The sequence below is a fragment of the Bradyrhizobium sp. NAS80.1 genome (genome assembly GCF_001908205.1).
GTDB lineage: Bacteria > Pseudomonadota > Alphaproteobacteria > Rhizobiales > Xanthobacteraceae > Bradyrhizobium.
Window position 1 is genome coordinate 1 of sequence record NZ_LGHL01000080.1, and the last position, 5,537, is coordinate 5,537.

Below are 5,537 nucleotides of genomic sequence, written 5' to 3' on the forward strand. Positions count from 1 at the left end.
CGCCCTCAGGGCCGATATCGCCTCGTTCATCGAGCGACACAACGCCGATCCCAAACCGTTCCGATGGACCAAATCCGCCGACGACATCCTTGCTTCCATCGAGCGCTTCTGTCGTTACAATGCCCCCGCAAAACACGACCCAATGCTGCGAACTTCTGGTTCAGGACACTAGCACTCCCACGTCTGATGCTGTGGGTAGACCGGACTTTGCCGAAACAGGCCTCCAACGGCGCTCATGAACCAACCCGGACCATCCAGCAGTCGGGGGCGAACTTAACGACCCTACGTAGGGTAGACTTGGGGCTAGCCTAAGCTCAAGAAGCGCAGCACCGACGGCTCGCGGCCCTCGGCATGATGGTCTAGACTGTGCTCCCCGGCCGGAGGGCGAGCATGGATTGCCCGAGCTGCGGCAGCGCCAATCGTGATGATGACCGATTCTGCGGGCACTGCGGGCTGCCGCTGGGCCAGCGGTGTCGCGTCTGCGGCCGGGAGAATCCGGCTGGCAACAGATTCTGCGGGGTTTGTGGTGCCTCGCTGACAGACGGCGCCATTTCAGAGCGGTTTTCGACGGAGGCGATGACGGGCAGCCTGATGCCTACGGGTGCGGAGCGCCGACAGCTCACGGTCATGTTCTGCGACCTTGTCGGCTCAACCGCACTTGCATCGCGACTTGATCCGGAAGACTTGCGCGACGTGATTGGCGAGTACCACAAGGACGTTGCGAGGGTGGTTGGCCGCTTCGATGGCTTCGTCGCCAAGTATATGGGTGATGGGGTATTGGCCTACTTCGGCTACCCGCAAGCGCATGAGGACGATGCCGAGCGGGCGGTTCGTGCCGGCTTGAAGATTGTGGCAACCCCACGGCTGGTATCGGCTGCGCCGGGCGAGACCCTAAGGGTGCGCGTTGGCATCGCCACAGGCCTCGTTGTTGTGGGCGATCTGGTTGGCGCCGGCGAATCTTACGAGCGCGGTGTGGTGGGCGAGACACCGAACCTCGCGGCGCGGCTGCAAGCCTTGGCGGAACCAGGCGGTCTGGTAATCGACGCAAGGACGCACAGGTTGACGGGCGGAGGCTTCGTCTATGAGGGACTCGGCGAGCTCGAGCTAAAGGGCTTCGCCGCACCGGTGGCCGCGTGGCGCGTGCGAGGCGAAAGCATGGTCGGTAGCCGGTTCGAGGCTCTGCATTCCGCCGCCACGCTGACCCCGCTTGTCGGACGTGAGCAGGAAATCGAGCTGCTAGATCGGCGCTGGGAACAGGCCAAGGAAGGAAAAGGGCAGGTCGTGTTGCTCACGGGCGAACCCGGCATTGGAAAGTCGCGCCTGAGCGTTGCGTTCCAAGAGCGGCTGGCCGATCAGCCGCGCGTCCGATTGCGCTACTTCTGCTCACCGCATCACCAGGACAGTGCTCTGTACCCCATCATCGTGCAGCTGGAACGAGCCGCTGGGTTTGAGCGCGACGACACGCCCGCGATCAAGTTCCACAAGCTAGAGGCGCTGCCTGCACCGACATCATTGCCAATCGCCGACATGACGCTGCTGGCCGAATTGCTGCAGATCCCCGCGGGCGATCTATATACGCCACGTGAACTCAATCCGCAGCGAAAGAAGGAGGAGACATTCGAGGCGCTACTTCGGCAGATCGCAGCCTTGGCCCGGCACCAACCCCTCTTGATGATCTACGAGGACGTGCACTGGATCGACCCCAGCTCGCGCGACTTACTCGATCGACTGGTGGATCGTGTGACAGGCCTACCAATGCTGCTGCTGATCACCTTCCGGCCTGAGTTTCGGCAGCCATGGACGGGACCGTCACACGTAACAATGCTCGCTCTTGGCCGTCTGGCTCAGCACCAGGGCGTAACGCTCGTGCGTCGGGTCGCAGGCGACAAGGCTTTGCCCGCCGAGACCGTGAAAGAAATCGTCGATCGCACCGATGGCGTGCCGCTCTTTGTCGAGGAGCTAACCAAAGCTGTATTGGAGGACCATGGCCATAGCGGTCGCGCCGAGGGCGTGTCCATATCAGCGCTCGCTCTGCCCGCGACACTGCACACATCTCTCCTGGCACGGCTCGATCGGGTTGGACTGGGCGCCAAGCAAGTGGCGCAGACCGGAGCCGCCATAGGCCGAGAGTTTTCTTATGAGTTGCTGAGTGCCATCAGGACCGAGCGGGAGCTGCAGTACGACTTGGCACGGCTCGTGACTTCTGAACTGGTGTTCCAACGCGGGATGCCGCCGGATTCCGTTTACACCTTCAAGCACGCTCTGGTGCAGGATGCGGCCTACAGCACGCTTCTGCGCAGCGATCGCCAGCAGCTGCATGCGCACATTGCCGAAGCCCTGGAGAGACACTTTCCCGAGCGAGTCTCTCGTGAGCCGGAAGTTCTGGCGTTCCATTTCCTGGAAGCTCACCAGATCGAGCGTGCTATCGGCTATTGGCTGAAAGCCGGCGAGCGCGCCGCTCAATACTCGGCCAATCTCGAGGCCATCCGGCATCTAACCCGGGGGTTGGAAGCGCTGCGAACGATTCCAGAAAGCCCTGCGCGGGACCGACGGGAACTCGCATATCAGATCGCGATCGGTACGCCTCTGATCGCCGTGCACGGCTATTCCGCGCCACAAACCGGCGCCGCGTATGGTCGGGCACGTGTTCTCTGCGAGCGTCTCGGCGAGGCGGAGCCTCTGGTCGCAACCCTCAGCGGCGAGTTCGTCTACTACTTCGTGCGCGGCGATTATCCCAAGATGCGACGATTGAGCGACGAGGCTCGGCACGTAGCGGACCGCGTGCCGAATCCGGTGGTTCGCCTTGCGAGCCATCGCTTGGCCGCGATTACGGCCATGCATTTCGGGGCGTTTTCTGAGGCGCGGTCCGAGTTCGAGGCGATCCTCCGCCTGTATGACGCGCGCCGGCATCGATCGCAGCCAGTGCATTATGTTCACGACCCGAAAGTCTCGGCTCTCACCTATCTTTCGCTGGTCCTCTGGGTTCTCGGTTTTCCCGAACAAGCGCGTCGTTCAAGCACCGCGGCGTTCCGCTGCGCCGCGAAGTTGGATCAAGCAAACCTCACGGCGCACGTCCACAATTTCGCGGGTGCCGGCCTGGACGAATTGCTCGGTGACGTTCCGGGCGTGCGAGCGCATGCCGATGCGATCGTTGAGCTCGCCGATCGGCACAGCCTGGGCTATTGGCGCGTGAACGGCCTGATCCTCCGCGGCTGGGCCATGGCACGACAGGGTGCCGCAGAGGCAGGCATTGCACTCATGTGTCAGAACGCAGCTGAACGTACTGCACAGGGCGTTAGTTGGTATCAAGCCCGGTATCTCTGCATGCTCGCTGCAGCCTATGCGCAGGTAGGCCTGGCCGAACGAGGGCTGCGCGTCATTACCGAGGCAAAGGACCTCGTCGCGAGAGGTGAGGAACACATGTGGGAGGGGGAACTCGCCCGCATCGAGGGAGAGCTTATGCGGGTGCAGGGCGCATCGGCCCCTGAGGTCGAAGCCTGCTTTGCGCGGGCTATAGCTATAACCCGCGCGCAGGGCGCCAAGTCGCTGGAGCTTCGCGCAGCGCTGAGCTTCGCGCATCTTTGGTGCGATCAGGGGCGGTGCAGTGACGCCCGCGCGTTGCTCACTTCAACGTTCAGCTCGTTCACTGAGGGCTTCGCGACCGCCGACCTAAGAGCCGCCAAGGCATTGCTCGATGAACTGACGTAAATCGGCCGGCATGTCGCCTTGTGGGCCCGAAGCGGCTTCTGGCCGATGGGCAGAACATGTCCGCTCTGCCCTGGTGATTCAGACCTCAACTTGTTCGGCAATCGCGAGCGCGTCGTCCACCTCGATGCCGAGATAGCGGACCGTGCTTTCGATCTTGGTGTGGCCAAGCAAAAGCTGGACGGCTCGCAAATTCCCGGTGCGGCGGTAGATCAGCGTTGCCTTGGTTCGACGCAGCGAGTGGGTGCCAAATACCCTTGGGTCAAGCCCGATGCTCGCCACCCAGTCGGCAAGAAGGCGAGCATATTGACGGGTTGTCATCGCTCGATCGCAGCCCGGCGCCCAGTTAACAAATACTCACCAGGCCTCTTGCCGGCCTCCTTCAAGAAGTCGTCAACGGCTTGCCGGGTTTGATCCGTCAACTCGAACTTGACCGGCCTCCCGGTCTTCTTCTGCCGGACGGTCGCACGATCGACCGCATAGCCGTTCGGAGCGACATCTTCGACCCTCAAGGCGACGACGTCGCAACCACGCAACTTGCCGTCAATCGCAAGGTTGAAAAGGGCAAGGTCGCGGGTCCGTCTTTCGATCAGGAGCCGGGTTCGGATCGACCAGACTTGGTGTGGCCGCAGCGGAGGTTTGGCTCCGATCAGCTTTCCCTTGTTCCAGGGTGTCCGGCAAGCTTTGGTGGAGGGGCTGTCTTCGTCAGGCATGATCGTACTCCTCGATCTGTGAGGGCACCGAGCATGCGTTGTGACGCGCAGACCGTGTCTGCTTTCAGAAGCTTGCGACCATAGTGGTGCCCTAGGGCCGCTTTAGGTCCGCAGCGATTGACCCCGAACCGACATTCTCTACATTTTGCGGATGGCGCCTCTCGAATACGCCATCCGCACCAGCAATGGTTTCTTATGAACAAACGAGCCTTAAGCCTTCAGGTCCGTGATCCGCATGATTGCGACCACATTCCCGTCATTGTACGCCTGCTCTTTTGTTTCTTTGTTGCAGGTCCAGACAAAATTCTTCTTGGCCGTGAAGGTTTTTCCCTCTTGCTCGATCCGAAGCTCCCCCTCGGGGATATGGCAGATCATGGCGTTCATCATCGGGGGACCCATAGTCTTCGATCCCGGTTGCATGATGACATCGCGCATTGAGACGGTCTTAAAACCGGGGATGAGGGATGGTGTCTCGCCATCGTAAGCACGCACGACGACACCGGGCCACGGCGTCGTATCCTTGTAGCCCGTGGTTTGAGCTGCAGCGGGCTTCATCATGCCCGCCGAAGCCGCTGCCAACCCGATTGCCAGTGCTGACCTTCGATCAATTTTGTTCATCGCTTTTCTCCCGAGGTTATGCAACGAGCCGCCGCGAGGCGGCGCGTGCACTTCGTGGTGAATGGTGATGCGAAACCGAAAAAGGGTCGGTCTCTAGAGAGATTATGCCTGCCGATGGCACTCGTGCTCGTTCGCCCCGAACGGCGATTTCGGCACGTCCCGCTTCGGGGGCAACTGACGTTCTACGCCGCTGGACGCCCCTGAGAAACAGTCTGGTTCCGCCCGAAGAACCGATTGGCGCCTACTGTCCTGGAGGCGATGACTGCTGCTCCCAAGATGACCGGGATTGGCCCTTCGCGACATATTGCACCGCCACGCACGCTCGGTCGCTAGCGGGGCATAGCGGAAATCGACAGTTCGCCGTCTATTGCAGAGGGCGACGCTCGTGACCCTGGCTGTGTAAAAACGCGAATGATCGAGACACGGCTAGAATTACATTCTTCAGTTCGTCGTCTAAGTTGAAGCCACGTGCTAGCTTAAGCGCTAGAACCGCCTTGGACG

Annotated in this window: 2 protein-coding genes and 2 pseudogenes; 2 read left to right on the plus strand and 2 right to left on the minus strand. The window is 61.3% G+C overall.

Going from position 1 to position 5,537, the window contains the following annotated elements:
• Positions 1-172, plus strand: a pseudogene (locus tag AC629_RS45425) (IS630 family transposase); the annotation flags it as partial.
• Between the two features lie 218 nt (positions 173-390).
• Positions 391-3,708, plus strand: a complete 3,318-nt coding sequence (locus AC629_RS19420; RefSeq protein WP_084806636.1) for an adenylate/guanylate cyclase domain-containing protein — start codon at positions 391-393, stop codon at positions 3,706-3,708.
• Between the two features lie 78 nt (positions 3,709-3,786).
• Here AC629_RS19420 and AC629_RS19425 read toward each other — a convergent pair.
• Positions 3,787-4,418: pseudogene (locus AC629_RS19425) on the minus strand (tyrosine-type recombinase/integrase).
• Positions 4,419-4,628: 210 nt separating this feature from the next.
• The gene (locus tag AC629_RS19430) at positions 4,629-5,036 is read right to left on the minus strand and encodes a hypothetical protein (RefSeq protein ID WP_084806637.1); all 408 of its coding nucleotides are present in this window, start codon (positions 5,034-5,036) and stop codon (positions 4,629-4,631) included.
• Between the last annotated feature and the right edge of the window lie 501 nt (positions 5,037-5,537).